The organism is Variovorax sp. GW821-FHT09B05 (genome assembly GCF_059418265.1).
In genome coordinates, this window is sequence record NZ_JBWKPN010000006.1 from 234,257 (window position 1) to 260,198 (window position 25,942).

The 25,942-nt window shown below is 70.2% G+C and carries 24 protein-coding genes; 12 read left to right on the top strand and 12 right to left on the bottom strand.

The features are described from left to right. Nucleotides 1-77 precede the first annotated feature (77 nt). The 9 genes from AC07RM_RS17855 to AC07RM_RS17895 all read right to left on the bottom strand — a co-directional run bounded on the left by AC07RM_RS17855 (nucleotide 78) and on the right by AC07RM_RS17895 (nucleotide 10,583). The gene (locus tag AC07RM_RS17855; protein WP_203205166.1) at nucleotides 78-1,055 is read right to left on the bottom strand and encodes an ABC transporter permease; all 978 of its coding nucleotides are present in this window, start codon (nucleotides 1,053-1,055) and stop codon (nucleotides 78-80) included. Between the two features lie 16 nt (nucleotides 1,056-1,071). Further along, nucleotides 1,072-3,351 (bottom strand): AMP-binding protein, encoded by a 2,280-nt coding sequence (locus tag AC07RM_RS17860; protein WP_495335375.1) that lies wholly within the window; start codon nucleotides 3,349-3,351, stop codon nucleotides 1,072-1,074. 174 nt (nucleotides 3,352-3,525) lie between these two features. Continuing rightward, nucleotides 3,526-4,671 carry an acyltransferase family protein gene (locus tag AC07RM_RS17865; protein ID WP_495335376.1) on the bottom strand — a complete coding sequence of 382 codons (1,146 nt, stop codon included), beginning with the start codon at nucleotides 4,669-4,671 and terminating at the stop codon, nucleotides 3,526-3,528. Continuing rightward, entirely contained in the window at nucleotides 4,668-5,486 is an 819-nt protein-coding gene (gene blaOXA / locus AC07RM_RS17870; RefSeq protein WP_495335377.1) for a class D beta-lactamase, read from the bottom strand. The genes AC07RM_RS17865 and blaOXA overlap by 4 nt, the downstream gene beginning before the upstream one ends. A 111-nt stretch (nucleotides 5,487-5,597) precedes the next feature. Beyond that, nucleotides 5,598-5,969, bottom strand: coding sequence for a VOC family protein (locus AC07RM_RS17875; protein ID WP_490877515.1), 372 nt, complete (start codon nucleotides 5,967-5,969; stop codon nucleotides 5,598-5,600). Nucleotides 5,970-6,003: 34 nt separating this feature from the next. Next, nucleotides 6,004-6,726 (bottom strand): helix-turn-helix transcriptional regulator, encoded by a 723-nt coding sequence (locus tag AC07RM_RS17880; protein ID WP_495335378.1) that lies wholly within the window; start codon nucleotides 6,724-6,726, stop codon nucleotides 6,004-6,006. Between the two features lie 44 nt (nucleotides 6,727-6,770). Next, complete coding sequence (locus AC07RM_RS17885) at nucleotides 6,771-8,396, bottom strand: phospholipase D family protein (protein WP_495335379.1); 1,626 nt, start codon at nucleotides 8,394-8,396, stop codon at nucleotides 6,771-6,773. A 67-nt stretch (nucleotides 8,397-8,463) separates the two neighbouring features. Next, nucleotides 8,464-9,459, bottom strand: coding sequence for a Bug family tripartite tricarboxylate transporter substrate binding protein (locus AC07RM_RS17890; protein ID WP_495335380.1), 996 nt, complete (start codon nucleotides 9,457-9,459; stop codon nucleotides 8,464-8,466). 8 nt (nucleotides 9,460-9,467) lie between these two features. After that, nucleotides 9,468-10,583, bottom strand: a complete 1,116-nt coding sequence (locus AC07RM_RS17895) for an adenosine deaminase family protein (RefSeq protein WP_495335381.1) — start codon at nucleotides 10,581-10,583, stop codon at nucleotides 9,468-9,470. A 76-nt stretch (nucleotides 10,584-10,659) separates the two neighbouring features. On the opposite strand from AC07RM_RS17895, the gene AC07RM_RS17900 reads away from it, so the two are divergent. The 9 genes from AC07RM_RS17900 (at nucleotide 10,660) to AC07RM_RS17940 (ending at nucleotide 20,267) form a co-directional block, all read left to right on the top strand. Continuing rightward, complete coding sequence (locus tag AC07RM_RS17900) at nucleotides 10,660-11,679, top strand: LysR family transcriptional regulator (protein ID WP_490877088.1); 1,020 nt, start codon at nucleotides 10,660-10,662, stop codon at nucleotides 11,677-11,679. An 80-nt stretch (nucleotides 11,680-11,759) separates the two neighbouring features. Further along, nucleotides 11,760-12,119 carry a hypothetical protein gene (locus tag AC07RM_RS17905; RefSeq protein ID WP_495335382.1) on the top strand — a complete coding sequence of 120 codons (360 nt, stop codon included), beginning with the start codon at nucleotides 11,760-11,762 and terminating at the stop codon, nucleotides 12,117-12,119. A 137-nt stretch (nucleotides 12,120-12,256) separates the two neighbouring features. Beyond that, entirely contained in the window at nucleotides 12,257-12,901 is a 645-nt protein-coding gene (locus AC07RM_RS17910) for an aspartyl/asparaginyl beta-hydroxylase domain-containing protein (protein WP_495335383.1), read from the top strand. A 3-nt stretch (nucleotides 12,902-12,904) separates the two neighbouring features. Beyond that, complete coding sequence (locus AC07RM_RS17915) at nucleotides 12,905-14,698, top strand: hypothetical protein (protein ID WP_495335384.1); 1,794 nt, start codon at nucleotides 12,905-12,907, stop codon at nucleotides 14,696-14,698. Nucleotides 14,699-14,712: 14 nt separating this feature from the next. Further along, nucleotides 14,713-15,825 carry a hypothetical protein gene (locus AC07RM_RS17920; protein WP_495335385.1) on the top strand — a complete coding sequence of 371 codons (1,113 nt, stop codon included), beginning with the start codon at nucleotides 14,713-14,715 and terminating at the stop codon, nucleotides 15,823-15,825. 11 nt (nucleotides 15,826-15,836) lie between these two features. Next, nucleotides 15,837-16,208, top strand: a complete 372-nt coding sequence (locus AC07RM_RS17925; RefSeq protein WP_093343206.1) for an HAD family hydrolase — start codon at nucleotides 15,837-15,839, stop codon at nucleotides 16,206-16,208. Continuing rightward, nucleotides 16,205-17,770, top strand: coding sequence for a phosphotransferase (locus tag AC07RM_RS17930; RefSeq protein WP_495335386.1), 1,566 nt, complete (start codon nucleotides 16,205-16,207; stop codon nucleotides 17,768-17,770). The genes AC07RM_RS17925 and AC07RM_RS17930 overlap by 4 nt, the downstream gene beginning before the upstream one ends. A 3-nt stretch (nucleotides 17,771-17,773) precedes the next feature. Beyond that, complete coding sequence (locus AC07RM_RS17935; protein ID WP_495335387.1) at nucleotides 17,774-18,490, top strand: glycosyltransferase family 2 protein; 717 nt, start codon at nucleotides 17,774-17,776, stop codon at nucleotides 18,488-18,490. 70 nt (nucleotides 18,491-18,560) lie between these two features. After that, nucleotides 18,561-20,267, top strand: coding sequence for a Mur ligase (locus tag AC07RM_RS17940; protein ID WP_398496417.1), 1,707 nt, complete (start codon nucleotides 18,561-18,563; stop codon nucleotides 20,265-20,267). Nucleotide 20,268: 1 nt separating this feature from the next. Here the strand turns inward: AC07RM_RS17940 and AC07RM_RS17945 are convergent, their stop codons facing one another. After that, the gene (locus AC07RM_RS17945; RefSeq protein ID WP_495335388.1) at nucleotides 20,269-21,489 is read right to left on the bottom strand and encodes a polyhydroxyalkanoate depolymerase; all 1,221 of its coding nucleotides are present in this window, start codon (nucleotides 21,487-21,489) and stop codon (nucleotides 20,269-20,271) included. A 131-nt stretch (nucleotides 21,490-21,620) separates the two neighbouring features. Between AC07RM_RS17945 and AC07RM_RS17950 the strand changes: the two genes are divergently transcribed. Then, nucleotides 21,621-22,277: a glutathione S-transferase gene (locus AC07RM_RS17950; protein WP_057592442.1), complete on the top strand. Its 657-nt coding sequence runs from the start codon at nucleotides 21,621-21,623 to the stop codon at nucleotides 22,275-22,277. A 1-nt stretch (nucleotide 22,278) separates the two neighbouring features. On the opposite strand, the gene AC07RM_RS17955 is transcribed toward AC07RM_RS17950, so the two are convergent. Next, nucleotides 22,279-23,106 carry a helix-turn-helix domain-containing protein gene (locus AC07RM_RS17955; RefSeq protein ID WP_422097602.1) on the bottom strand — a complete coding sequence of 276 codons (828 nt, stop codon included), beginning with the start codon at nucleotides 23,104-23,106 and terminating at the stop codon, nucleotides 22,279-22,281. A 122-nt stretch (nucleotides 23,107-23,228) separates the two neighbouring features. On the opposite strand from AC07RM_RS17955, the gene AC07RM_RS17960 reads away from it, so the two are divergent. Together AC07RM_RS17960 and AC07RM_RS17965 are read left to right on the top strand one after the other, a co-directional pair. Further along, nucleotides 23,229-24,215, top strand: coding sequence for a tripartite tricarboxylate transporter substrate-binding protein (locus AC07RM_RS17960; protein ID WP_495335495.1), 987 nt, complete (start codon nucleotides 23,229-23,231; stop codon nucleotides 24,213-24,215). A gap of 20 nt (nucleotides 24,216-24,235) precedes the next feature. Then, nucleotides 24,236-25,588 carry a Rieske 2Fe-2S domain-containing protein gene (locus tag AC07RM_RS17965; protein ID WP_495335389.1) on the top strand — a complete coding sequence of 451 codons (1,353 nt, stop codon included), beginning with the start codon at nucleotides 24,236-24,238 and terminating at the stop codon, nucleotides 25,586-25,588. Here AC07RM_RS17965 and AC07RM_RS17970 read toward each other — a convergent pair. Continuing rightward, nucleotides 25,568-25,915: a DOPA 4,5-dioxygenase family protein gene (locus AC07RM_RS17970; protein ID WP_495335390.1), complete on the bottom strand. Its 348-nt coding sequence runs from the start codon at nucleotides 25,913-25,915 to the stop codon at nucleotides 25,568-25,570. The two genes, AC07RM_RS17965 and AC07RM_RS17970, sit on opposite strands and share 21 nt — an antisense overlap. Nucleotides 25,916-25,942 lie beyond the last annotated feature (27 nt).

A 25,942-nucleotide genomic window follows, 5' to 3' on the forward strand; every position in this document is an offset into this window, starting at 1 on the left:
CGGTGGTCTCGGATGACGCCAAAATCGCCTGGCGCCCGGCTTCGGAAAACAGGTGGGTCCGCTCGCGGACCCGGGGATCAGATGTCGCCCTGCTGCGCGGTCTCTTCGTTGCGCGGGTTGAGCATGGAGTCGATCAGGATCGCGGCCAGCAGCACCACGCCCTTGACGATGTTCTGCACGGAATAGGAGAGGTCCATGATCGTCATGCCGTTGAGCATGGTGCCGATCAGCAGCGTGCCGATCACGACGTTGAACACGCCGCCGCGGCCGCCCGACAGGCCGATGCCGCCGAGCACGACCACCAGCACCACGTCGTAGATCATGGTGGAGTTGAAGATCCGCGTCGGCATGCTGCTGACCGAGGCCGCCATCACCACGCCCGCGAACAGCCCGATCAGCGCCGCCAGCACGTACTGCAGCAGCACCATCGGCCGCGTCGGCAGGCCGGTGGCGCGCGCGGCGAAGGGGTTGTCGCCGATCGCGTAGACGAAGGCGCCCGCGCGCATGCGGCGCAGGAAGAAGGCCATGGCCGCGGCCGCCACGCCGAACATCACGACCGGTGTCGGCACCCCGGCCAGGGTGCCGCGGCCCAGCCAGGCCGCGGGGTCGAGCGCGGCCGGCCACTGCACCACCTCGAGCTGGAAGAAATAGGCCTGCCCCAGCCCCGCGAGAAAGAGGCCCGAGGCCAGCGTGGTGAACAGCGACGGCACCTCGGCATAGGCGATCAGCCAGCCGTTGACCAGCCCGAAGGCCAGCGCCAGGCCCAGCGCGATCGGGAAGGCCGAGCCGAGCGAATGGCCGTTCTGCACCAGCTGCAAGAGCAGGCCCGAGGGTACGGCCAGCGCGGCGATCATCGAGATGTCGATGCCGCGGCCGATCACCACCACCGCCATGCCCAGCCCCAGGATGCCGAGGAAGGCCACGTTCTGCACCAGCGTGAGCAGGTTGTCGATCTGCGCGAAGCCCGGCAGGAACGCCGCGAAGCCCGCGAACAGCAGCGCGAACAGCGCGGACACGATGCCCTGCTGCGTGGCCTTGAATTTCTTCGTCGTCATGGTGTGGCGCCCCGCTTCAGCTCAATGCCGCGTGCAGCGACTGGCGCAGCTCGCGCTTCATGACCTTGCCGTTGAGGTTGCGCGGCAGCGCCTCGGTGCCGATGGTCCAGGTCTCGGGCACCGCGTAGTCCGACAGCCGCTCGGCGCAGAAGGCCTGCAGGGCCGCGGCCTGGGTGCGCTCGTCGAGCTCGCTCACGCAGACGAAGGCATGCACGCGCTCGCCGAGCACCGCGCAGGGCACGCCCACCAGCGCGGCCTCGACGATCCGCGGATGCTCCATCAGCGTGTTCTCGACCGTGGCGCAGAAGATCTTGTAGCCGCCGCGGTTGATCACGTCCTTCTTGCGGTCGAGGATGCGTACGTAGCCGTCGGCGTCCATGCTGCCGATGTCGCCCGAGCGCCAGTAGCCGCCGCGGAACTCGCTGGCCGTGGCCTGCGGGTTGCGCCAGTAGCCGGGCACCACCATCGGGCCCGCGATCCAGATCTCGCCGACCTCGCCGCGCGCCACCTCGTTGCCGTTCTCGTCGACCACGCAGATCTCGCCGCAGGGCACGGCCAGGCCCACGCTGTCGCGGTGCTCGGCCGTCATGCCGGGCGGCATGATGGTTGCGGGCGAGCAGGTCTCGGTGGCGCCGTAGGCGTTCATCAGGGTGAGGCCCGGCAGCCGCGCCGCGATGCCCTCGATGGTGGCGGTGGGCATCGAGGCGCCGCCATAGGCGCCGATGCGCCAGGCCGAGAGGTCGTGCGCCTGCAGGTCCGGCAGCAGCAGGCACAGGTTGTACATGGCCGGCACCATGATCGTGTGCGTGATGCGCTCGGCCGCCGCCAGCCGCGCGAACTCGGCGGCCTTGAACTGCGTCATCAGCACCGCGCAGCCGCGCGCGTGCAGCATCGTGTAGAGCTGCGCCACCAGCCCGGTGACGTGGCTCAGCGGCACCGCCACGATGCTGCGGTCCGATTCGCCCAGGCTCATCGCGTGCACGAAGTGCATCACCGAGTGCGCGATGTTCAGGTGCGTGAGCATCGCGCCCTTGGGCTTGCCCGTGGTGCCCGAGGTGTAGAGCAGCACCGCGAGGTCTTCCTCGGCGGCCGCGTGCGCGGTGGCCAGCGGCTCGGCCTGCATCAGCGCCGTGAAGGATTCGAAGCCAGGCTGCGCGGCGCCGGTGCCGAAGCGCAGGCGCAGCAGCGGCAGCGCCTCGGGCGAAGGCACCAGCGCCTGCAGCTCCTGCGAGCAGACGATGGCCACCGCCTCGGCGTCGGCCAGCGAGAACTCGAGCTCGGCCGTGCGCGCCCGCGCGCTCACCGGCATCGCCACCGCGCCGAGCCAGGCGCAGGCGAACACCGCGATCGCGAACTCGGGCCCGTTCGAGAGGTAGAGCGCCACCCGGTCGCCCGGCCGCACGCCTCGCCGCGCGAGGCCGCCCGCGCACTTGGTGGTGGCGTGGTGCAGCTCGCGCCAGCTCAGGCGCAGCGTGTCGCAGACCAGCGCCTCGCCCTCGGGCGAGAGCCGCACCGCGTCGGCCAGCATCCGGGCCACGTTGGCGGGCCGCTCGGCGAAGCAGCGCACCACGCGCTCGTTGAAGTGCACTTCACGTCGCATCTTGGGCATGGAATCTCCCCACTGGGACCACGAGGACGCGGAGCTCTGCGAGGGCCGCAGCTCCGTCGGGGCGCTGAGCACGCCGTGCATGAGCATCTCGATGCAGTGCCGCACGGCATCCTGCAGGCTGCGCGCCGGGTGGCTGTCGGGCCGGTACCAGCGGCCGATGCCGCTGAGCGCGCCGACCACCGTGTAGGAGGCCATCGCCGCGTCGCCGCGTGCGATCCAGCCCTCGGCCATGCCGGCCTCGATCAGCGCGCGGAACTCGGTGTCGATCTCGCCCTTGAGCGCGCGCAGCTCGCGCCGCCTGGGCTCGGCCAGCGGGTCCTCGCCGACGCGGATCACGCACAGGCCGAAGTCGCTGGTCACGATGCCCGCGTAGTTCTCCATCGCCACGCGCAGCCGCTCGCGTGGCGGCAGCCCGCGCCGCGCCGCCTCGAGGATGCCCGCGCGCAGCGCCTCGAGCCCGCGCTGCACGCACTCGAACAGGATCTGTTCCTTGTTCTCGACGTAGTGGTAGACGGTGGGCTTGGTCACGCGCAGGCTGCGCGCGATGTCGTCGAGCGAGGTGCCCTGGAAGCCCTTGGTCGTGAACAGCCGCGCCGCCGCCAGCAGCACCGCGTCCTTCTTGGCATGGCGGTCCTGCTGCCGCTCTCCGCGGCTTTGCCAAGGCGATTCGACCAGCTCGGTAGACATTCGACTCCTGCGGCGACGACCAGGGACCGATGCCGCGCGGAGGCCGCGTGGCGCCAGGAAAACCGGGGGTTACTCGAAAGTACCCTGGTTGACTGGCGCGATTATTTGGAGCGACCGAGGAGGGTGGTTCGGGGAATTTCCCTTAGCTGCGGCGCACCAAAAAACCCGCGGGGTTCAGGCGCGTGAAGCGGACAAGCGGCCTCGCAGCCAGCGGTTCAGCGGCTCGCTGTAGCAGCGCGCGATCGCGTCGCACAGCGCCATCGACAGCAGCATGTAGCCACCGAGCAGCCACATCCTGTCGCCGCCGCCCGCGAGCGCGGGCGGGAACAGGGTCCGCAGCAGGCCGAGCACGATCAGGTGGAACAGGTAGAGCTCGTAGCTGCGCCGGCCGAACCATCCGAAGGCGGTGGAGAGCCTGCGAAGGCGTGCGGGCGCCGTGCCGTGCGTGGATCGATCGCTCATCGTCGCCAGCAGCACGGCCGTGCCCAGCGCCATCGCCGTGACGCCGAGCACGTGGCTCTGCGCGATCGGCCATCGCAGGTAGAGGAACGCCATGGCGATCGCCACGGTCCACGACAGCAGCGTCTTGAGTCGCGTGGAGAGAACGACCGAGTCCGCGAGCAACGCCGTGCAGCAGCCGATCGCGATGCCGTCGAAGGCCGCGAAGTAGGCATAGAGGTAGCCGCCTTCATCGTCCTGGCGATGGAAGCGGTAGACCGGTGCCAGCACCGCGATCGCGAGCCAGAAGGCGATCAGCCGGCGCTCCCGGCGCAGCAGCGTGCACAGGATCGGGAAGAAGAAATAGAAGACCTCCTCGACCGACAGCGACCACAGCACGCCGAGCGCGTAGTTGGTCCAGCCGTACTTGTCGACCACCACGTTCATCCAGAAGGTCAGCGAGGCGAGGTTGACCAGCCACAGCGGCAACGGGGTCGCGCCTGCCGGCGCCCGGTTCTGGAAGATGGCCACGCCCGCCCAGGCCAGCAGGTTGACCGCGACCAGCAGGAGCAGCAGGCACGGCACGATGCGCGCCACGCGCAGGCCGTAGAAGGCGCGCGCCTTCACGTCCTGCAGCGCGCCCCAGCGGTGCCGCGCGTTCGAGGTGATCAGGAAGCCCGAGATCACGAAGAACATCGTGACGCCGTAGTTGCCGTTGCGCGCCACCGCGCGCACCGCTTCCCAGCCGAAGAGTTGCGACAGCACGGTGCCGTCGAGACGGTAGGCGATGTTGAAGTGGTGGAACAGCACCAGCAGGATCGCGACGCCGCGCAGCACGTCGATGCGCATGCTGCGCGGCCCGAGGCTCGGTGCCGTCGTCATCTCGCGGCGGGACCGATCAGCGCGGGCAGGGCCGGCAGCAGTACGTCGCGCGTGCGGACGCCCGGTGTCGTCGCCTGCTTCCGGTCGTCCTGTGTCAGCCGCGCGAACACCACGGTGCGCTCGCCGCGCGTGGCCCAGCCGACATACCAGCCATAGCCATGGGCTTCATCGAGCGAGCCGTCGGCCTTCTTCGGGTAGGCGGCGCCGGTCTTGCCCTGCACCGTCCAGCCCTCGGGCAGCTCGGTCGTCTCCATCGAACGCCGCGTCATCTCGATCGCGTGCGGCGATACCGGCAGCCGGTTCGACAACAGCTTGCGCAGGAACTCGACCTGCTCGCGCGGCGAGATGCGCAGCGAGGACGCGACCCATGAACGCTCGAGCCCGTTGTTTTTGCCCGGGTCGCCCGACACGTCGGCGTTGCCGTAGCCGAAGTCCTTCGCATAACGCGCGAAGCGCTCGGCGCCCAGCGATTCGGTCACCCGCTGCGAGAACCAGAAGACCGAAAGCTTGAGCCAGCGCTGCGGATCGGTCGGCTGCTTCCAGCCTTCGACCCAGGCCGGATAGCCTTCCTTGAAGGGCAGCACGGGATCGTGCTCGTTCTTGAGGAAGCCCGCGTCGAAGCCCATCAGCGCGATCGCGATCTTGAAGGTGGAGGCGGGGGTGACGCGTTCGTCGCAGCGGCCTTGCTTCACGATGAACTGACCGGTAGTTGCGTCGGCGATGGCGGTGCAGAGGGTGCGGGCGTGGGTGGTGGCTGCGAGGGTGGTGAGCAGGGCGAACAGGGCGATGGGCAGGAGGCGAAGCGGACTTTTCATGGAAGGGACGGGGAATGGGTCGCCATCGTAGAAAAGACCGGCGTTCGTGTCCTCCGACTGGCAAGCGAGGGACGTCTCGGCCGTAACGCGTGTAACGCCGACGGGCCCTCGCTAGTTCGCCGGCCGCGAAAACACATTCACCAGGCTCCCATCCGGATCGCGAAGCAGCAGCGACCGGTTGCCCCACGGCATCGTGGTCGGCCGCATCACGACCTCGGCCGCTTCCGCCATGCGCGCCAGCGTGCCCTCGACATCGGCGACCTCGAACTCGAGGATTGCCGAGCGGTTCGATGCGGCCGTGGCGGCCCCGGCGTTGAAGCGCTGCACGAGATGCTCTTCGGAGATGGCCAGCGTCGCGCCCTCCAGCCGGATCTCCGCGAAGCCATCGGCCAGCCGGGTGGCCTCGGTGCCCGACAGGCGCGCGTAGAACGCAACGAGGGCTTCGAATTGTTGAGTGACTAGACGCACGGATGCAAACTTCACGCCGATCTCCTGATGAATGAACGATGGCGCGAGCTTAGGAAGAGGGTATGTCAGATTCCGGCAGTATCGTGCGGCCGCTTTCCTTCACGCGCTGCTGCCAGGCCTTGAGCAGCGCCTGGCGACGCTGGGGGTAGCGCGCATCGAGCATCTCGGCGGCGACGATGCGGTCGGCGCGGAAGTTGCGGAAGTCGTTGCGCAGTTCGCACCAGGCGCTGAGCACGCGCGACTGTTCGAAGTACACGAGCGCGAAGGGCCAGATGACGCGTTGCGACGCGGTTCCGCCGGGATCGCTGTAGCCGATGCGCAGCTTGTGCTCGGCACGGATGGCGGCGCGCAGCAGGTCGGGTTCGACCGCGGCCGGTGCGCGCTTCGCACCCGCGGCCACGAGCAGCGCGGAGGCCTCGAGCTCGCGCTTCAGTTCGGGCGGCAGCACGGCGGCGATCTTCGCCAGCGCATCGTGCGCGCCGCCGGACAAGGCCTTGTCGCCGCGGTCCGCCACCCAGCGCAGGCCCAGCGCGAGCGCCTCGATCTCCTCGGGGCCGAACATCAGCGGCGGCAGCACATAGCCCGGCTTGAGCACATAGCCGAGGCCGGGCGAGCCTTCGATCAGCGCGCCCTGGGACTGCAGGCTCGCGATGTCGCGGTACAGCGTGCGCAGGCTGACGCCGAGCTGCTCGGCCAGGGCCTGGCCGCTGATGGGCCGGCGATGGCGGCGCAGGGTCTGGAGCAGTGCGAGCAGGCGTTCGGAGCGGGACATGCGGGCATGGTAGTGGCCCGCTGCCCGGGTGCGGCGCGCGCCGGCTACAACTGGCTCTGCGGAATCAACGGCCCCAGCAGCCTCAGCTTGAAGCGCTGCCATGCCGTCGTCTCGGGCGGCACGTCGAACACGCGCGTGTCGTCGTCCTGGTCCACCCATTCGACGTTCCGGCCCTTGGCGTCGAGCCGCAGCCGGTAGAAGCTGCGCGTGTCGGCAAAGCTCTCGAGCTGGCGCGCCATGTCGGGGCTGTCGATGATCAGGCCGAGCTCGGTGTTCAGCCGCGCCGAGCGCGGGTCGAGGTTCATCGAGCCGAGGAAGACCTGGCGATGGTCGACGATGCCGTTCTTCATGTGCAGCGCGCCGGTGCCGTGGCCGAACAGGCCGAGCTTGCCGCGGTGCACGCTCAGCGAGGGGCTCAGCTCGTAGATATCGACGCCGGCCTCGAGCAGCCGGTGGATGTGCGGCCAGTAGCCGACATAGACCCAGGGCTCGTCGGTGGAGGCCAGCGAGTTGGTGATGAGCTCGACCTGCAGGCCCTCGGCGCGCGCTTCCGCGAGGCTGACGACGGCGGCGTCGGAAGGCACGAAGTAGGGCGACACCATCTTGATGGTGTGGCGCGCGGTCCGGAACCAGCGCACCACGGATTCGGTGACGGTGCCCTTGTTCGAGTTCTCGCGCTCGTTCCAGCCTTGGGTCTTGGTCAGCGGATCGAACAGCACGCGCGCGTCGGCCATGAGCAGCGGGCTCAGCCTGCGCTCGGCCAGCTCGAAGGGCAGGTTCATCATCGGCACCATCTCGAGCGGGATCGAGGCCGGCTCGCCCTCGGTCGCGTTGGGGATGATGCCGTCGTCGGGAATGCGCGGTGCCTGCGGCGGCCTGGCGGTGGCGGTGCGCTCCTCGAAGGCCTGCCGCAGCTGCGCCGGCGACAGGCTGCTGCGCGCGATGCGCTGCACGGGATAGACGGCCTCGCTGTTCCAGTAGTGGTCGAAGGCGTCGGAGAGTTCGCGCACCACCGGGCCCGCGGCGAACACGTCCATGTCGATGAAGTTGCTGGCACTGGCGTTCATCACGTACTCGTCGGCCATGTTGCGCCCGCCGGCCACGGCGGCGGCGTTGTCGGCCACGAACAGCTTGTTGTGCATGCGCCGGTTGATGCGCTCGAAATCCATGGCCGAGGCGGCGAAGCGCGTGAGGTCGCTGCCGCGGCCCGCCGGGAAGGGATTGAACAGGCGCACCTCCACGTTCGGATGGCTGGCCAGCCCGAGCAGCAGTTCGTCCTCGCCGGTGGTGTAGAGGTCGTCCACCAGCAGGCGCACGCGCACGCCGCGCGCGGCGGCATCGCGCAGCGCGCGCATCAACGCGCGGCCGGTGTTGTCGCCGGCCAGCAGGTAGTACTGCACGTCGAGGCTGCGGGTGGCGAGCTTCGCGAGCTCGATGCGGCTGGCGAAGGAGGTCGGGCCGTAGGGCAGCAGGCGAAAGCCGGACTGGGTGCCCGGTGCCAGTGCCCGCTGCGCGATGGCGTTCAGCGGCGTGGTGGCGTAGTCGGCGATCGCGGCGACGGGCGCCTGCGCCACGGGCGGCGGCAGGCTGGCGCAGGCGCCGAGCAGGGCCGGCAGCAGCAGGGCCGCGAGCAGCAGGCGAAGGCGCGGGAGCGAGGACGCGGTCGGCATGGGGTCGATCTCCGAAGGCCGGTGACGGTGCGGCGATCGATCATGCGCCATGGCGGCTGCGCCGCGCTCATTCCTTGATGTTGGCGGTCTGCACGATCTTCTGGTTGCGCGCGTACTCGGCCTGCACGAAGCGGCCGAAGGCTTCGGGCGTGCCGCTGCCCGGCAATGCGCCCTGCTCGGCGAGCTTGCTGCGCACGCCTTCTTCCTGCAGCACGGCCTCGAGTTCCTGGTTGAGGCGCGCGACGATGGCGGGTGGCGTCTTCGCGGGCGCGAAGATGCCGGACCAGCTCACCATGTCGAAGCCCTTGAGGCCGGGCATCTCGTCGAAGGTGGGCACGCCGGGCAGCGCGGGCAGGCGCTTGGCGCCGGTGATGCCCAGGGCCTGCAGCCGCTTGCCGTTGACGTGCGGGATGGCGCTGGTGCTCACGAGCATCGCGAGGTCGACCTGGTCGCCGATCACGTCGGTGGCGATCTGCGCGCCGCCGCGGTAGGGCACGTGGGTCACGAAGATGCCGCTGCGCTGCTTGAGCAGTTCCATCGCGAGCTGCAGCACGGTGCCCACGCCCGAGGTGGCGTAGTTGTACTTGCCGGGCGCGGCCTTGGCGAGCTGCACGAAGTCGGCGTAGCTCTTCGCGGGCAGGCCGGGGCGCGCCACCAGCACCATCGGCGCGGTGTTGAGCAGGCCGACCGGCGCCAGGTCCTTGAGCGGATCGAAGCGGAAGGCCGAGGGGTTGACCAGCCGGCCGATGGCGATCGCGCTGTCGGGACCGACCACCAGCGTGTAGCCGTCGGGCGCGGCGGCCACGGCCTTGGCCACGCCGATGGCGCCGCCGGCACCGGCCACGTTGTCGATCACCACCGACTGCTTGAGCCGTTCGGCCAGCCGCGTGGCGACCAGCCGCGCGTTGACGTCGACGCTGCCGCCCGCGGTGTAGGGAACGATCAGCGTGATCGGCTTGGCCGCGGGCCAGGCCGGCTGGGCCGAGGCCATGGTGGGCAGCAGGGCGGGCAACGCGGCGCAGAGCGTCGCGGCCACGAGCAGGGGACGGCGGAGGTGGTTCATGGCGGGCTTCAGGCGTGGGCTTGGGAAGAGGGCGGCGCATCGCCGAGGCGGCTGCGCAGGTGGTCGAAGGCGTCGCTCCATTGCGCGCGCCAGTCGCGGCGCTGCGTCTCGTCGATCCAGGCGCCGTCGAGGCCGTTGAGCATGAAGCCGCGCAGGTCGTCGAGGCCGAAGCCGAAGTCGCGCACCATCATCAGCCAGGCCTGCGTGGGCGTGACCTTGTGCAGGGTCGGGTCGTCGGTGTTGGGATGGATGCGCAGGCCCAGGCCCGGCATGCGGCGGATCGGATGGTCGAGCGCCCAGCGCTCGGGCGGCAGGGTGCGCAGGTAGTAGGAGTTGGTCGGCACCACGGTGAACAGCACGCCGCGCTCGGCGCATTCGCGCGCGAACTCCGGTGCGTCGACCACGGTGTAGCCATGGTCGATGCGTTCCACGCGCAGCACGTCGAGCGCGGTGCGCACGTTGGTCCAGGGCATGCCGAACTCGCCGGCATGCGCGGTGGTGCGCAGGCCGACCTGCCGCGCGCGCGCATAGGCCTCGGTGAAGAGCTCGGGCGGGCGGTCGACCTCGCGGTAGTCGATGCCGATGCCGATCGCTTCGTCGCAGCGGTTCGCGGCCATCCACTCGACCATCTCGAGCGCGGCCGCGGGCGAGGCCTCGCGGTCGATGGCGCCGATCAGCCGGCCGTCGATGCCGAACTGCTGCTTCGCATCGCGGATCGCGCGCACGATCGCGCCCTGCGCGAGCGCATAGGGGATGCCCGATACCTGCACGGTGCCGGTCGGGTTCCACGAGAACTCGGCATGGCGCACGTTGTGCTGCGCGGCGTCCTGCAGGTATTCGAGCGTGAGCTGGTGCAGGTCGTCGGGGCCGCGCACCAGCTCGGCGTCGAGCGCGCGCAGCACGCGCAGCACGCCCACTGGCTTCTCGCCGCGCGTGTAGAAGCCCTCGATCTCGTCGGCGGCCAGCGGCGAACCGGCGCGCAGGTTGAGCTGCTTGAAGGTGTCGTGGCGCACGGTGCCGAACAGGTGGCAGTGCAGCTCGACCTTGGGGATGGCGCGCAGCAGGGCTTCGAGGTCGAAGCCGTGGGCGGCGGAAGACGGGCTGGCGGAGGGGCTGGCGGTCATGCGGGCCAGTCTAGTGAGGGCGAGGCGATAAGGAAAATTTTGAATTTCTATAATTTGATTCGCCCGATCTATAAGCATGGCCACCTCCCCGCGCGCTCCCAAGCCCTTGCCGGCGCCCGAACCGGCCGCGTCCTCGCTGCCGCTGCGCGCGCTCACGCTGCGCCAGCTGCAGTGCTTCTCGGTGCTGGTCGAGGAGGCGCACTTCGGCCGCGCCGCGCGCCGGCTGGCCATCACCCAGCCCGCGCTCAGCAATGCGATCAAGCAGGTCGAGAAGCTGCTGGGCGCGCAGCTGCTCACGCGCTCCACGCACCGCGTCGAGCTCACGCCGCTGGGCGCCGAGGTGCTGGCGCGCACCGACTTCCTGGTCCACACGGTCGAGGTGGCGCTGCGCGACATCGAGAGCACGGTGCGGCGCGGCCGGGCCTTCGTGCGCATCGGCGTGATCCCCTCGGCCGCCGCGCGCGTGGCCGCGGCCGCGAGCGAGTTCGCGGCGGCGCACGCCGAGCGCCTCGGCGAGGTCGAGCTGTCGTGGCGCGACGCGCCCTCGACCGCGCTGCTGGCCGAACTGCGCAGCGGCCAGCTCGACATGGCGGTGGCCGCCATCACCGAGCCGCCGGGCGGGCTCGAATGCGTGGACCTGTTCCGCGACCCGCTGGTGCTGGTGGTGCGGCGCGACCATGCGCTGGCCGCGGCCGGCGAAACGGACTGGGAGCGCATCGGCCGCGAGCGGCTGGTGCTGTTCGAGAGCGGCAGCATGCCGGCCCTCGGCAATCCCGCGCGCGCCCAGTTCGCGCAGGGGCTCGAGCCCTTGCGCGTGAGCTATTCCGAAACCCTCTATGCGCTGGTGCGCGGCGGGCAGGCGCTGGGACTGATGCCGCGCCTGTACACGGCCTCGCTGCGCGATCCCGAACTGGTGGTGCTGGCGCTGTCGAAGCCGCGCATCGAGCGCCGCGTGGTGCTGGCCTACCTGCCGGGGCCGATGCGCAACGTGGCGGCGCAGGCGCTGATCGACTTCCTGCGCGAGCGCCTGCCGCAGGCCGGCGAACGGCCGGTGCGGCGGGTCGCCAAGGGTGCGAGAACCCACCGTAAACCGTAGTTCTCAGTGCGCCGAATACCTGCGTAAAGGTCAACGAATTGTTTCTTAGACAGGGTATCTGCCGCTAAGATTTCGCGGTCATGTCTCGCCCGCTCATCGCGCTCGTCCTCGCGGTCCTTCTGTGCTGTCAGGCCGTGGTGGTGTTCGCGCAGATCCTCGTCGAAGCCGGCCTGCATCACGACCTCGTCGCGCAGACGCTGTGGTCGGATGCCTCGGCCTCCAGCGATGACTTTCCGCGCGGCGCGGGCACCTCCGTCTCCGCCTCGGTGTCCAGCGACGACACGGACATCGGCCACGGCATCGAGGTCCCGTTCGAGAGCTACGCGCTCGAACTGATCGTGCTGTCCAGCGCGCTGCCGCGCTCCTTCGCCTCCTTCTCCTCCTCGACCTTCCTCGCGCCGCCCAAGCGGCCGCCACGGATTTCCGCCTTCCTCGCCTAGGTCCGGCCCCGTGCCCGGACCGCGCTGCCGCTTCGGCGTGCAGCGCCTGCGCAGCCATTGCGCATCGCCCGCCGCGCGCGGGCCGGCGCCATCGTCCGCGATGGCCATTCATCCAGAGGAACCGAGGAGAGAGAGCCGTGAACCAATCCAAGGACGTCATGTTCGCCCGGCTGGCGAACTTCAAGATCGACATCGACGCGCTGCGCGTCCACTTCGAACAGCACGTGCGCCAGCTGCCGTCGACGCAGTACCGCGACAACCGCGTCGACTACATCGGCTGGGCCGTCACCAGCCGCGACGGCACGCTGATCGACGGCATCCGCCGCATCAATCCCAATGCCTCCATGCCCAGCCGCGGCACGCAGCCCACCGATGCCTGCTCGGGCTGCCTGGCCGAGGTGATGGACGCGCTGTCGGCGCGCGGTCTCAAGCCCTTTCGCGCGCGCATCATGCAGCTCGAGAGCGAAGGCGACGAGATGCCGCTGCACACCGACGCCGTGCGCGAGGCCTGGCGCCTGCACGTGCCGATCGTCACCAACCCCAACTGCTTCTTCGAATGGCAGCGCGCCGACGGCAGCATCGAGAGCGTGCACCTGCCGGCCGACGGTTCGGCCTGGCTGGTGCGCGTGGACGTGCACCACCGTGCCGTCAACCGCAGCAACCAGCCGTCGAGCCGTGCCCACCTGCTGATGAGCCTCGAGACGCCGCCGCCGATCGGCATGCTGGCCGCCCCCTGGCTGCCGGTGGTGCGCGAGGCCGAAGCCGTCGCGCTGGCGGCCTGAGCGATGTGGCGGGAAGACGCACCGCTCGAAGCGATCGCTTCCGGGGCCTGGACCTCGGTCGCCGACATGGAGGCCGCGCTGGCGGCCTTCGCGCGCGCCGACCAGCATGAGCTGAGCCTGTACCGGCTGCGCCGCGCGCTCGGCGAGGGCCATGCGTTCGAGAAGGAGATCGTGCTGCGCTACCACGAGGCGCTGGTGCTGTCGGGCAACGTCGCGGCGGCGCTCGAGCTGCGCGGCGGCGAGATCTGGGCGCGCCACTTTCCCGCCCAGGGCGAGATGGACGCGGGCGCGGTGCAGATGATCGCGGGCCAGATCGATGGCCATGCGGCCCGGCTGGCCCAGGCCCTCGAGGCCTTTCCCTTCGCCTTCGCGAGCTTCCTCGCGGGCCTGAAGCGGCACCAGGGCGCGAGCTACCGCAGCCTGGCTGGCGTGGCACGGCCGCTGTTCGAGCACCGGGAGTTCGCCGACCCGCGCGACCGCACCGCGCTGATGCTCGCGGTCGAGGGCTTCCGCGGCTATGGCGACGACCTGCGGCGCGAGATGCTGGTCGAGCTGTTCCAGCGCTGCGACCACGAGACGCTGTGCCGCTTCTTCCAGAGCGTGCTGCCCGCGAACGGCGCGCTGCTGCGCGCCTTCGCGAACGACCTGCTGGAGGACGCGCAGGGCCTGCGCGGCCTGAGCGACGCGGCGATCTGCCGGCTGCTGATCCTCGGCTACGGCCTGTTCGACGAGGCGCTGTACGAGCGCATCCTCGCGCAGGTGCGCAGCCTGCCGCCGGCCGAGGGAGGCAAGCAGGCGAGGCAGGCACGCGCCAGCGCGAGGATCGCGCGCGCCTTCGAATCCGGCGCGGCGCGCTCCGATGCAACTGCGCCGGCCGCCGGCGCGCCGCTGCGCATCGCCGTCTGCGTGTCGGGCCAGATGCGCGGCTATGCGGCCGCCTTCCAGACCTGGAAGCACCTGGGGCTGGACGGCCACCAGGTGAAGTACTTCGTCCATACCTGGGAGGACACGGGCTGGCGCTTTCCCGATCCGATGTCGGGCAACGGCGTGGACCGGATCTTCAAGTTCGCGCCCTTCGCCGACGCCTACCGGCAGGCCGGCTTCCGCTACGGGCTGGCCGCGATGAAGAAGGCCTATCCGAACTTCTTCGCCCGGCTCGAGGTGTCGTCGACGCTCGGCGAAGCGGACCTGCGCGCGGTGTACGGCGCCGACGCGGTGGTGGCGATCGAGAACCACCGGCGGCCCGAGTTCGAGCACGACACGAACAACCAGCTCAAGATGTTCTACAAGATCCAGGAAGCGCACCGCCTGATGCTGCAGGACGGCGGCGACTACGACCTGGTGATCCGGATCCGGCCCGACCGCGCCTTCCGCGCCGGCACGGCCGCGCCCGACTGGGCCGGCATGGCCGAGGCCTGCCGCCGCCAGCGCGTGCTGTTCTTCAACCACCTCGCGGTGACCAAGACGCTGTATGCCGGCGACCAGTTCGCGGTCGGCTCGCCCGAAGCCATGGGCTGCTATGCCAACACGCTGGGGCTGCAGACCCAGGCGATCCGCGAGAACTGGTTCGGCTTTCCGAAGCGGCTGCGTTCGCACTGTTCGCTCGCGCATGCGCTGCTGTTCCAGGGCGTGCGGCGGCGGCCGCTCGAAAACATCCATGCCGTCGAGGCCGTGCCCGCCGCCGCCTATGGCCGCGGCGAGCTGCGCGCGATGCTGTCGGCCGACCTGCCCGCGGGCCCGGCCAGCGAGATGGACCGCCTGCTGTGGAACGCCCTGGCCGGCGCGGCGCCGCGGTGACACGGGTGCGTCGCATGCAGGCCGTGCTGGCCCTGTCGGTTCTGTGGGCCTTGTTCCTGGGCCTGCTGCCGGGCGCGGCGCGCGCGCAGGACCAGGCCGACCGCGAGCCGGGCCTGCAGCAGGGGCCCGAAGGCGCGGGCTGCCGCATCTCGAAGAACGCGCACCGGCTGGCGCTGACGCAGCGCCACGAGTTCAACGGCATCCGCGTCTTCTATGCGCTCGACGGGCCGCATGCGCTCTACACCGGCGTCGACCTCAACGGCAACGGCGTGCCCGACATGGTCGAGGACGCCGCGCTGCACCTGGACACCGTGCGCCGCATCTACCTGGCCAACGGCTTTCGCGATCCGCTGCGCAGTCCGCGCTTCAGGCAGGCCGAGACGATCGACATCGACCTGCTGAACTTCGATGCCTACAGCCCCGGCGTCGCGGACAAGCGCGGGCTCTCGTTCTCGGCCGTGATCCGCTACCCAGGCAGCCGCGCGCGCGCCGACCGCTGCACGCTTTCGATCGCCATCAATGCCGCGCTCGCGGGCAACCACGAGCGGGTGAAGGACTACCTGATCCCGCACGAGCTGTTCCACCTGTTCCAGTACGGCCACGCGATGTTCCGCGCCAGCTGGTACCTCGAGGGCATGGCGAAGTGGGCCGAGTGGGTGACGCTGGCCGAGAACCGGCGCAACCCCACCTTGTGGAGCACGCCGCTGCCGGCCACGCCCACCGAGCTGCGCGCGCGCGTGTTCGCCAATCCCAATCCCTACGACGTGCGCCATTTCTGGAACCGGCTGTCCGAGCTGGCCAAGGCCGGCGAGCCGCCGATGGCCATGCCCGACGAGCTGCGCGCGCGCCGCTTCGCCGACGGCAGCCCGGTGGTGCGCGACGAGATCTGGCGCGGCCATGCGCTGATGCTGCGCATCCTGCAGGCCTTCGGCGAGGAGACCGAGGCCGTCGCGCGCGAGCGCGGCCTGCCGCCCTACCAATGGCCCGACGCCGACCAGCGCGACACGGCGCACAACCCGCGGCTGATGCGCGTGGTGCAGCGCGCGGTGGCCGCCTCGGGCGTACGCAACAACGACGAAATCGCGCGCTTCCTGGCCATCGACCCGGCCGCCGCGAACCAGAATTAGAGGAGCCCCACTTGAAACGCCTGATCTTCGACCTGGACCACACGCTGTGCGTGGCGGAACAGAAGGACTACCCCAATGCCCGTCCGCGCGAGGACATGATCGAGCGGCTGCGCAGCTACCGCGAGCAGGGCTTCGCGATCTCGATCTACACCAGCCGCAACGTCAACAGCTTCGGCGGCAACGTCGGCCGCATCAACGCCCACACGCTGCCGATCATCATCGACTGGCTGGCCCGCCACGACGTGCCCTACGACGAGATCCACGTCGGCAAGCCCTGGTGCGGCGAGGAGGGCTTCTACGTCGACGACCGCGCGATCCGGCCCTCGGAGTTCCTCAAGTACAGCCGCGAGGAGATCGACCGGCTGCTGGAGCACGAGAAGTGATCGTCGTCACCTCGGCGGCCTACGTCGACTCCGAGCTGCAGTCGGAGTTCGGCCGCCTGCCGCCGGCCTTCCTGCCGGTGGCCAACCACCGGTTGTTCGTGCACCAGGCCGCGCTGCTGGCAAGGCACTTCCCGGGCGAGCCCATCTACCTCTCGCTGCCCGAGAGCCATGCCGTCTCGCACCGCGACGCGCAGGCGCTCGAGGCCCTTGCGATCCAGGTGCTGCGCGTGCCCGACGGGCTCACGCTGGCCGACTCGCTGCTGTTCTCGATCAACACGGTGGGCCGCTACGACGACGGCATGCGGCTGCTGCTGGGCGACACGCTGATCAACGACCTGCCGACCGGCTGGGACTGCCTCAGCGTGGCCGAGTCGGCCGACGACTACGACTGGCAGGTGGACCACGGCTCGGAGACCGCGGTGCGCGTGTGGTGCGGCTACTTCGCGTTCCAGTCGGTCAGCCGGCTCGCCAAATGCCTGGTGGCCGCGCGCGGCTCGTTCGAGCGCGCGGTCTCGGCCTACGACGAGGCCTGCTACCTGCAGCGCGTGCAGACCGCGCAGTGGTCGGACTTCGGCCACGTCAACACCTTCTACCGCTCGCGCGCGCGCATCACCACGCAGCGCGCCTTCAACGACCTCGCCATCGGCGACCGGCGCGTGCGCAAGACCGGCAGCCAGCCACGCAAGCTCGAGGCCGAGGCGCGCTGGTTCGAGGCGCTGCCGCCGCGGCTGCGCGTGTACGTCCCGCAACTGCTCGACCGCGGCGCGGTCGAGGACGGGGACGGTGGCTATGGCTACGAGCTCGAGTACCTGTGCATGGCGCCGCTCAACGAGCTCTACGTGCACGGCCGCAACTCCACCGCCTTCTGGTCGCGCGTGTTCCGGCACCTGGCCGACTGGCTCGCGGCCTGCCAGACGGCGGTACCGCTGGGCGAGCGCGAGCGCCAGGCGGTGGCGCAGGACAGCCGCGGCATGCTGGGCGACAAGACGCGCGCGCGGCTCGATGCCTATGCCACGGCGAGCGGCACGAGCCTGTCGGCGCCCACGCGGCTCAACGGGCGCGCGCTGCCCTCGCTGGCCGAGATCCTCGAGCGCTGCCTCGAGGCCGCGGCGCGCGTGCCGCTGGTGCCGGGCGTGATGCACGGCGATCTGTGCTTCAGCAACATCCTGTTCGACACCCGCTCGGACTGCATCAAGCTGATCGACCCGCGCGGCCTCAATTTCCGCGATGAGCCGCGGCTCGTCGGCGACCTGCGCTACGACCTCGCGAAGCTCGCGCATTCGGTGCTGGGGCTGTACGACTACATCGTGGCCGATGCCTTCGAGATCGACGACGGGACGGGGCTGGATTTCCGCCTGCGCATCCATGCCGACGAGGACGTGGCCGCGATCCAGAAGCTGTTCGCGGCGCTGCCGCTGCTCAACGGCATGACCGCGCGCCACGTGGCGCCGATCACGGTGCTCCTGTTCCTGTCGATGCTGCCGCTGCACCAGGACGCGCCGCGCCGCCAGCGCGCGATGCTGGCCAATGCGCTGCGCCTGTACGAACAGATGGAGCACTGAGCGATGTTCGTGATACCGATGATGGGCAGGAGCCGCCGCTTCACCGAGGCCGGCTATGCATTGCCGAAGTACCGGCTGCCGCTGCACGGGCGCACGGTGTTCTTCCATGTGGTGAAGTCCTTCGAGCGCTACTTCCAGGACGACCTGTTCCTGTTCGTGGTGCGGCGCGACCACGACGTGGTCGAGTTCCTGGTGCGCGAGCTCAAGGCGCTGGGCGTGAAGTCCTTCCACATCGTCGAGCTCGACGGCGACACGCTGGGGCAGGCCGACTCGGTGCACCGCGGGCTGCAGGCGCTGCGCAGCGAGGAGGCGCTCTACGTCTTCAACATCGACACCATCCGGCCCGGCTTCCGCAAGTCGGCGCTGGCCGACGGCGCCGCGGGCTACCTCGAGGTGTTCGAGGGCGAGGGCGAGCACTGGTCCTTCGTCGAGCCCGGGCCCGATCGCTCGGTGCTGCGCACCACCGAGAAGGAGCGCATCTCCAGCCTGTGCAGCGACGGCCTCTACCACTTCGCCGATGCGCGGGTCTTCGACGAAGCCTTCGCGCACCAGCAGCAGCATCAGTTGCTGATCCGCGGCGAGTACTACATCGCGCCCTGCTACAACGCGCTGATCGCGCGCGGCGCGCGCGTGGCCTACGAGCTGGTCGGGCAGGAGCAGATCGTCTTCTGCGGCACGCCGCAGGAGTACGAAGCCGCGGCCGCGCGGCCCTGGGAATGACGCCGGGACGAGGGACAATGCGCGCAGCCATCGCATCGCCAGCCGATGGAAGCCATGTGAGGAATCTTCGATGAGTCTGGGTGAACTGCTCGCGTGCGCGAAGCCCGCGGTGGCCGCGACGTGGGCCGAGTGCATGGAGGCCGCGGCGCCGGAAGGCGCGGGCGTGCTGTTCCTGTCGGCCTGCAACGGCAAGGAGCGCGCGCACGTGGTGACGGTGCGCGGCAGGAACTTCGACGAGGTGTGGCGCCGCGGCGCGCAACTGCTGCAGACCTGGCTGCGCAAGCAGAGCACGGCGCCGATCTGGCTGCGCGCGGACGTGGTCCACACGGTGCAGGCGATGCACTGGAAGGGGCTGCAGCAGGCCTTGCTGGCCACCAAGCGCAACTACTTCCGCAGCGGCATCGCCTTCGACGCCGACCTGTCGGTGGCCATGCTCGAGCAGGACATCGGCGCCCATGCCGTGCTCTACGACGGCAAGTTCGACGAGGCCACGCCCAACGCGGCGAACCTCCGGTTGTTCGGCCAGCACCGCTACGGGCGCGAACTGAGCTGGCCCACCGATCCGCAGCAGCCGGTGTGGGTGTTCGACACGCGCGCCGTGTTCACGGACGGCAAGGAGGCGCACCGCATCGAGCACGAGGGCGTGGGCCGCGGCTACCGCCGGCTGCCGGCCTGGGACGCGGCGCGCGTGCGCCAGATCGTCGAGACCAGCACCGCCTACCTCGCGCGCCAGGTCAAGAGCTCGGGCGCCTACCACTACGGCTGGTTCCCCTGCTTCGACCGCGCCATTCCCACCTACAACGCGCTGCGCCATGCGAGCTCGACCTATGCGCTGATCGAGGGCTGGGAGCTGACGCGCAAGCCCGAGCACAAGGCGGCGATCGACCGCGCGCTGGGCCACCTGACGGGCGAGCTGATCCGGCCCGCCACCTTGCCCGATGGGGCGCAGGCCGCGTTCCTGGTCGACATCGAGGACGAGATCAAGCTCGGCGGCAATGCCGTGTGCCTGCTCGCGATGGTCAAGTACACCGAGCTCACGGGCGACCGGAAGTACCTGCCGCTGATGGAGCAGCTCGCGCTCGGCATCCTGCACATGCAGGACCCGGCCAGCGGCCGCTTCGTGCACGTGCTCCACCATCCCGACCTGCGCGTGAAGGAGGAGAACCGCATCATCTACTACGACGGCGAGGCCGCCTTCGGACTGATGCGCCTCTACGGCCTGACGCGCGACGAGCGCTGGCTGCGCGCGGTCGAGAAGGCCTTCGCGCACTTCATCGAGGCGCGCCACTGGGAGGCGCACGACCACTGGCTCAGCTACTGCGTCAACGAGCTCACGCTGTACCGGCCGGAAGAGCGCTACTTCCGCTTCGGCCTGGACAACGTGCGCGACCACCTCGAGTTCGTGCTCAACCGCATCACCACCTTCCCGACCCTGCTCGAGCTGATGATGGCGGCGCAGAAGATGGTGACGCGGCTGCAGGCCGACCCCGCGCATGCGCACCTGCTCGAGGGCTTCGACATCGAGAAGTTCTACCGCGCGCTCGAGCAGCGCGCGCGCTACCTGCTGAGCGGGCACTTCTGGCCCGAGCTCGCGATGTTCTTCCGCAATCCGCAGCGCATCGTGGGCAGCTTCTTCATCCGCCACCACAGCTTCCGTGTGCGCATCGACGACGTGGAGCACTACCTCTCGGGGTACGTGGCGTACTGGAAATACCTGGAGGCGGGAGGGCGACCGGCGCAGCCGGCCGCGGTGGAGGCCGCGCTGCCGCAGCCGTAGCTCAGTGCAGCTCGGCGGCCGCGTGGATGGTTTCGCGCACGCGCGGATAGATCTGGGCGTTCCACTTGCTGCCGCTGAACACGCCGTAGTGCCCCACGCCGGCCTGCAGGTGGTGGGCCTTGAGGTAGGGCCGCACGCCGGTGCAGAGGTCCTGCGCCGCCACGGTCTGGCCCACCGCGCAGATGTCGTCGCGCTCGCCCTCGACCGTGAGCAGCGCGGTGCGGCGGATCGCGGCCGGGTTCACGGTGCGATCGCCCACGGTGAGCTGGCCGCGCGGCAGGTCGTAGGTCTGGAACACGCGCTCCACGGTCTCGAGGTAGAACTCCGCGGGCAGGTCGTTGACCGCCAGGTACTCGTCGTAGAAGTTGCCGATGGTGTGCGCCTTCTCGAGCTCGCCCTCGACCAGGTGGCGGTACATGTCCTCGAACTGCTTCTTGTGGCGCTCGGGGTTCATGCTCATGAAGGCCGCGAGCTGCAGGAAGCCCGGGTACACGCGCCGCATCGCGCCCGCGTGCGGCCAGGGCACGTGGCTGATGAGGTTGCGGCGGAACCAGTCGATGGGCCGGTCGGTCGCGAGGCGATTCACCGCGGTCGGGTTGATGCGGCAGTCGACCGGCCCGGCCATCAGCGTGAGGCTGCGCGGGGTGGCGGGGTTGTCGTCCTCGGCCATGAGCGCGGTGGCGGCCAGCGCGGCCACGCAGGGCTGGCACACCGCGACCATGTGGACGCCGGGGCCGACGGCCTCGAGGAAGGCCATGAGCTGCAGCGTGTAGTCGTCGAGGCCGAAGCGGCCTTGCCACAGCGGCACGTCGCGCGCGTTGTGCCAGTCGGTCAGGTAGACGTCGTGGTCGCGCAGCAGGGTGCGCACGGTTTCGCGCAACAAGGTGGCGAAATGGCCCGACAACGGTGCAACCAGCAGCACGGGCGGGTGCGTGGGATGGTCGCCGTCCTTCCTGAAATGCAGCAGGGTGCCGAAGGGCGCGCTCAGCGCCACCTCCTCGTGCACCGCGACCTCGTCGCCGTCGACCGGCACGCTGGCGATGCCGTAGGGCGGCCGGCTGTGGGTGAGCCGCATGCGCGAGAACACCTCGCACTGCGCCGCCAGCCGCCGCTGCATGGTGCGCTCGCTGCCGTCCTGCCAGAGCGCGCGCGCCATGTACTGGGAGGCGAGCCGCAGCGGGGAGAGCAGGTCGGCCTGGTTCTGGTAGACGCGGTAGAGCATGGTTGTGGTGCGTTGCAGTGGCAGAGGCAAGTTGCGGGCCAAGGCCGGGCGCACCGGGATGGAACGGGTGGCACAGGGCTTGCACGTCGCTGGCCACCGGCGGCGCTTGCCGGCACCAAGGAGCACACCCGATGGCCAAACCCGTTCTCACCATCAGCAGCAAGAACTACGGCGCGTGGTCGCTGCGCGGCTGGCTGATGTGCAGGCTGGCGGGCCTGGACTTCAGCGAGAAGATCATCCCGCCCGACGATCCGGCCATGAAGGCCGAGATGCTGCTGCTGTCGTCCTCGATGCTGGTGCCCTCGCTGCAGCATGGCTCGGTGAAGGTGTGGGACACGCTGGCGATCGGCGAGTACCTCAACGAGATCAAGCCCAAGGCCGGCCTGCTGCCCGCCGACGTGGCGGCCCGGGCCCACTGCCGCGCGATCTGCGGCGAGATGCATTCGGGCTTCGCGGCCATGCGCGGCGCGCTGCCGATGAACATCAAGGCCCGGTTCAAGAACTTCAAGGTGTGGTCGCGCGCGCAGGCCGACATCGACCGCATCGTGGCGATCTGGCGCGAATGCCTCAAGGCCTACGGCGGCCCCTACCTGTTCGGCGAGCAGCCGGGCATTGCCGATGCGATGTACGCGCCCGTGGTCACGCGCTTCCTGAGCTACGACGTGGCGCTCGACAGCGCCTGCACGGCCTACTGCAAGCGCGTGATGGAGCTGCCCGCGATGAAGGAATGGGTGGCGGCGGCGAAGCAGGAGCCCGACGAGATCGACGAGCTCGACGCGGAGTTCTGATTCAGCCCGTGGGCGGCGCCGGCTCGAAGCCGGCCTGCCGCAGCTTGCGCTCGATGCCCTGCGCGGCGGCCTGCAGGTCGGCCAGGTGCTGCGCCACCATCTCGCGCTCGCTGCGCACCGCGGGCAGCCAGGCGCAGCTGATGCAGCCGACCACGCGCTCGTCGAGTCGTACCGGCACCGAGATGGCGCCGAAGCGGTCGGGCGAATCCATGCTGGTGGCGGTGGGGTCGCGCGACACGTAGCCCTGGGCGCGCGCGTTCGCCACCATGCGGCGCACGTTCTCGGGCCGCCGCGCGTCGCGGTCGACCTGGTGCGGCGAACGTGCGAGCGCCGCGAGGAGCTGGCGCCGTTCGTCCTCGGGGCAGAAGGCGAGGTAGCAGCGCCCGAGCGATGACATCAGCATCGGCGGGCGAAAGCCCAGCACCCGGTAGTTCACGGCCAGCCCGTTGATCGGGCGGTGCGCATCGAGGATCAGCATCGCGCTGCCGTCGCGCACGCCGAGGTCGGTGGGCCAGGGCACCTTGCGCTGCAGCGTGGCGCGCGGTTGCGCCGCCAGCGCCGACAGTCGCGCGCGCCACTCGACGAGCGGGCCCGGGGCACCGGCGGCCGAGGTCGGCACGTAGCGCTTCTCGAGTTCGTTGCGCTCCACCCAGCCGGCCTGCTGCAGCGTCTTGAGGATGCGCAGCAGCGTGGCCTTCGACAGCCCGGTCTGGCGGCTGAGTTCCGACAGCGTGGCGGCCGAGGAGCGCTGGATCGCGAGCATCACCTCGAGCCCGCGGCGCAGCGCGTCGATGGATTTCACGCCCTGCGCGCCCTGGGTGTCCGACATGCCGCGGCCTCCGAAGTGGTTCACTCAGTGAAACTATATCTTCTGGCCCCGCGCCCGGCTTCCTACATTGCACTGGCCCCGATCCCGTGGCTCCACGCACAGGCAAGAAAGGAAAGCCCATGATGAATCCACTCCGGCGCCGGACGATGGCCGCCGCGACGCTGTTCTCGGCGCTGAGCGCGTTCGCCGCCACCGCCACCGCCGAGACCTGGCCCGCGCGGCCGATCACCATCGTCGTGGCCTACCCGGCCGGCGGCGACACCGACGCCATCGCGCGCACCTATGCCGAGAAGCTGTCGCAGCGCGTCGGTCAGCCGGTGCTGATCGACAACCGGCCCGGCGCGAGCGGCATGATCGGCAACGCCTGGGTGGCGAAGGCGCCGGCCGACGGCTACACGCTGCTGTTCACGCCCAGCACCTTCCCGATCGCGCAGCACGTGCTCAAGGCCGGCCCCGGCGTGGCGCACGACGTGGTCAGGGACTTCACGCCGATCGTGAAGACCGGCGACATCCCGCTGCTGCTGGTGACGGCGCCCGCGACCGGCCTGCAGAGCGCGACCCAGCTCGTGGCCGCCGCGAAGGCCGGGCGCGCGCTGACCTACGGCACGCCGGGCGCGGGCTCGCCGATGCATATCGCGGGCGAGCTGTTCAACCGCGACGCCGGCATCGCGCTCGTGCATGCGCCGTATCGCGGCGTGGCGCCGGTGGTCAACGACGCCCTGGGCGGCCATGTGAGCGTGGGCTGGATCACGCCCGGTGCCGTGGCCAGCCACATCGCGGCCGGCAAGCTGCTGCCGCTCGCGGTGGCGCAGCGCAAGCGCGCGGCGCTGCTGCCCACGGTGCCCACGCTGTACGAGCTCGGCTGGCGCGACGTGGACCTGAACGCCTGGATGGGCCTGCTCGGGCCGCGCGCGCTGCCCGAGGCGATCGTGCAGGCGCTCAACGCGCACTTCAACGAGATCCTCCGCATGCCCGAGGTGCAGGCGCGCATGGCCACGCTGGGCATCGAGCCGGTGGGCGGCGCGCCCGCCGTGCTGGCGCGGCAGATCGCGCAGGACGACCAGCGCTTCGGCCGGCTCGTGCGCGAGTTCGGCATCCGTGCGGATTGATCAGGAACCAGGAGACGACGATGTTGAGCGAAGAGAAGAACCGCCTGCTGACCGAAGTGGGCCCCGGCACGCCGATGGGCGACTACCTGCGCCGCTACTGGCACCCGGTCGCCGGTGCGAGCGAGTTCGATGCGCAGGCGGTCAAGCCGCTGCGCATCCTCGGCGAGGACCTGGTGCTCTACAAGGACCTCGGCGGCCGCTACGGGCTGGTCGACCGGCGCTGCCCGCACCGCAATGCCGACATGGCCTACGGCTACGTCGAGCAGTGCGGGCTGCGCTGCAGCTACCACGGCTGGCAGTACGACGCGGGCGGGCAGTGCGTGCACCAGCCCTTCGAAGAGACGCTGGACCCGGGCGCGCGCATGCGCCGCAGCACGCGGATCAAGGCCTACCCGGTGCAGGAGAAGGCCGGCCTGCTGTGGGCCTACATGGGGCCACAGCCCGCGCCGCTGCTGCCCGACTGGGAGCTGTTCAACTGCGCCAACGGCTTCGCGCAGGCGGTGTTCGCCGAGATCCCGTGCAACTGGTTCCAGTGCCAGGAGAACTCGATCGACCCGGTGCACTTCGAGTGGACGCACAACAACTGGACCACGCGGCTGCAGGGCGAGGAAGGTCCGTACGTGCCCACGCACCTGAAGCTCGCGTTCGAGGAGTTCGAGCACGGCTTCGTCTACCGGCGGCTGCGCGGCGGCGAGCGCGAGGACAACCCGATGTGGACCGCGGGGCGCGTCACGCTGTGGCCCAATGGCTTCTTCCTCGGCCATCACTTCGAATGGCGCGTGCCGATCGACGACCACCACACGCTGAGCGTGCTGTGGGTGCTGAGCCGCGTGCCGACCGAGCAGGAGCCCTATGTGCAGGAACGCATTCCGTCGTGGTACGGGCCCACCCGGGATCCGGTCACGGGCCGCTGGATCACCAGCCATGTCGCCAACCAGGATTTCGCCGTGTGGGTGGGGCAGGGTACCGTCACCGATCGCACGCGCGAGAAGCTCGGCCAGAGCGACAAGGGCATCGTGATGATGCGGCGTCGCTTCTTCGAGGAACTGGAGGCGATGCAGGCCGACCCGGCGCACGAGCCCAAGGGGCTGATCCGCGATCCGCAGAAGAACCGCGACGTGTTCCTGCCCTCGGCCTGTCGCGAGGAGATGGCCAAGGGCCTGCCGCGCCGGGAGCTCGCGGCGCATCCGTTGCTCGGCCCCTATCTCAAGGATTTCTTCGGCCAGGCCGGGCAGCCCGAGGCGGTGCGCGCGGCCTACGAGCAGGCGATCGGGCAGAAGGTGGAGGGGGCGCGCTTCTTCAAGGTGCACGGCGCGGCCGCCGACGGCGCGGCGGAGGACGCGCCGTCCCGGTCAGTGCCGGAACATCCTTAGGTCGAGCGCGCTCTCGTTGCCCAGCCACATCGCGTGATCGGTGTGGTCGGCGAGGTCGTTGCCGGTCACGCCGTGCACGAACACGTCGAGGCCGTCGCGGTGGCTGTCGAGCCAGCCGATGACCGCGTCGAACTCGGCCGCATCGAAGGCGAGCTGGCAGCTCCAGTGCGGATGCGGGCCGACCGGGCGCTCGTGCACCCGGCCCACCACCACCATCAGCTCGCGGCCCGCCCGCTCGCACAGCGCGCGGGCCTGGGCCACGGTGGTGGGGCCGAAATAGACGTGGGCGTGGTACTGCGGGTAGAGGTTCTCGGGGCGGCGCGGCATGGTGGGGCGATTGTGGCGCCGGCGCGG

Excerpts from the sequence above, each read along its gene's own strand:
- AC07RM_RS17945 (WP_495335388.1), bottom strand. The coding sequence starts at position 21,489 with ATGCTCTACCGCGTCTACCAGAACCAGGCCGACCTGCTCTCCCCGCTG.
- AC07RM_RS17865 (WP_495335376.1), bottom strand. The coding sequence starts at position 4,671 with ATGACGACGGCACCGAGCCTCGGGCCGCGCAGCATGCGCATCGACGTG.
- AC07RM_RS17970 (WP_495335390.1), bottom strand. The coding sequence starts at position 25,915 with ATGCCGCGCCGCCCCGAGAACCTCTACCCGCAGTACCACGCCCACGTC.
- AC07RM_RS17950 (WP_057592442.1), top strand. The coding sequence starts at position 21,621 with ATGGCCAAACCCGTTCTCACCATCAGCAGCAAGAACTACGGCGCGTGG.
- AC07RM_RS17965 (WP_495335389.1), top strand. The coding sequence starts at position 24,236 with ATGTTGAGCGAAGAGAAGAACCGCCTGCTGACCGAAGTGGGCCCCGGC.
- AC07RM_RS17905 (WP_495335382.1), top strand. The coding sequence starts at position 11,760 with ATGTCTCGCCCGCTCATCGCGCTCGTCCTCGCGGTCCTTCTGTGCTGT.
- AC07RM_RS17880 (WP_495335378.1), bottom strand. The coding sequence starts at position 6,726 with ATGTCCCGCTCCGAACGCCTGCTCGCACTGCTCCAGACCCTGCGCCGC.
- AC07RM_RS17955 (WP_422097602.1), bottom strand. The coding sequence starts at position 23,106 with ATGTCGGACACCCAGGGCGCGCAGGGCGTGAAATCCATCGACGCGCTG.
- AC07RM_RS17920 (WP_495335385.1), top strand. The coding sequence starts at position 14,713 with ATGCAGGCCGTGCTGGCCCTGTCGGTTCTGTGGGCCTTGTTCCTGGGC.
- AC07RM_RS17915 (WP_495335384.1), top strand. The coding sequence starts at position 12,905 with ATGTGGCGGGAAGACGCACCGCTCGAAGCGATCGCTTCCGGGGCCTGG.
- AC07RM_RS17885 (WP_495335379.1), bottom strand. The coding sequence starts at position 8,396 with ATGCCGACCGCGTCCTCGCTCCCGCGCCTTCGCCTGCTGCTCGCGGCC.
- AC07RM_RS17960 (WP_495335495.1), top strand. The coding sequence starts at position 23,229 with ATGAATCCACTCCGGCGCCGGACGATGGCCGCCGCGACGCTGTTCTCG.
- blaOXA (WP_495335377.1), bottom strand. The coding sequence starts at position 5,486 with ATGAAAAGTCCGCTTCGCCTCCTGCCCATCGCCCTGTTCGCCCTGCTC.
- AC07RM_RS17940 (WP_398496417.1), top strand. The coding sequence starts at position 18,561 with ATGAGTCTGGGTGAACTGCTCGCGTGCGCGAAGCCCGCGGTGGCCGCG.
- AC07RM_RS17900 (WP_490877088.1), top strand. The coding sequence starts at position 10,660 with ATGGCCACCTCCCCGCGCGCTCCCAAGCCCTTGCCGGCGCCCGAACCG.
- AC07RM_RS17935 (WP_495335387.1), top strand. The coding sequence starts at position 17,774 with ATGTTCGTGATACCGATGATGGGCAGGAGCCGCCGCTTCACCGAGGCC.
- AC07RM_RS17890 (WP_495335380.1), bottom strand. The coding sequence starts at position 9,459 with ATGAACCACCTCCGCCGTCCCCTGCTCGTGGCCGCGACGCTCTGCGCC.
- AC07RM_RS17855 (WP_203205166.1), bottom strand. The coding sequence starts at position 1,055 with ATGACGACGAAGAAATTCAAGGCCACGCAGCAGGGCATCGTGTCCGCG.
- AC07RM_RS17895 (WP_495335381.1), bottom strand. The coding sequence starts at position 10,583 with ATGACCGCCAGCCCCTCCGCCAGCCCGTCTTCCGCCGCCCACGGCTTC.
- AC07RM_RS17860 (WP_495335375.1), bottom strand. The coding sequence starts at position 3,351 with ATGTCTACCGAGCTGGTCGAATCGCCTTGGCAAAGCCGCGGAGAGCGG.